This window comes from Salinimicrobium oceani, from assembly GCF_012037645.1.
The window spans coordinates 1-785 of sequence record NZ_JAAVJR010000101.1 but is presented as its reverse complement, the minus strand read 5'-3'; the positions used below and the strand labels follow the sequence as shown (position 1 = coordinate 785).

Here is a 785-nt window from a genome sequence, read left to right as displayed (position 1 = left end):
ACTGGTCTCAAGACGTATGGTTTCATCTCTGGCCAACATGAATTCGATGAACTTTATACTGGGTTCATAGAATCCCCATCCTCCCTCGGCATTCTCCCTTGCAGGATCCCAATTTTGGGGTCCAAAAGGAGCATAGAGGTGGTAAAAAGCTTCTCCTGTCTCATTTCCATAATCGGAATACTGGATCTCCAGCAGACTTTCATCACTTAGCTCTCCCGGCTTTTTGAAGAGTTGGTAAAAATCGGGATAGAGTGAAAATCTTCCGGAGCTAATAATTGCTCCAGTGGCATCTGCCACTCCCTGGTAATTTTGTAGTTCCTGTTGAGCCAATGCTTTTATGGCATAGGCTGTATAGCGCGTCACTCCACCGGGAAGATCTGTGCGCTGGTTTGGTCTCAAATCGGGAAGATCTGGAATAGCCTCATCCATTTGATCTGAAATAAACTGCATCACCTCTTCTTTAGAAGCTACACCCTGCGCCAGTTCCTCTTCGGGTTGGTTTGAAGTAATGATAAAGACATCGCTCCATGTCCTGGCCAAATTGAGATGGAACCACGCCCTTAATACCTTAATTTCGGCAATATATTGCTCCCCCCTTGCAAAACCTTGTTCGTTAGCAAATTCCATGAAATTTTCAATCTGAAGTATTGCCGTATTAAGGTTAATGATATCGTTGTAATGTACATTCCATAGGGAGTTGTACATCCAGAAATCTCTATCATAGTTATAGAGATCGGTATCGGCAAAAGGTTGCTGGTCCCCCAGTCCACCGGCATTGACGTCAT

1 protein-coding gene is annotated in these 785 nt (G+C 44.5%); it reads right to left on the bottom strand.

Translation table 11 applies throughout. The annotated features are described in order from the left end of the window. The coding region (locus HC175_RS15655) for a RagB/SusD family nutrient uptake outer membrane protein (protein WP_209310016.1) at window positions 1-785 on the bottom strand (785 nt) is incomplete at both ends.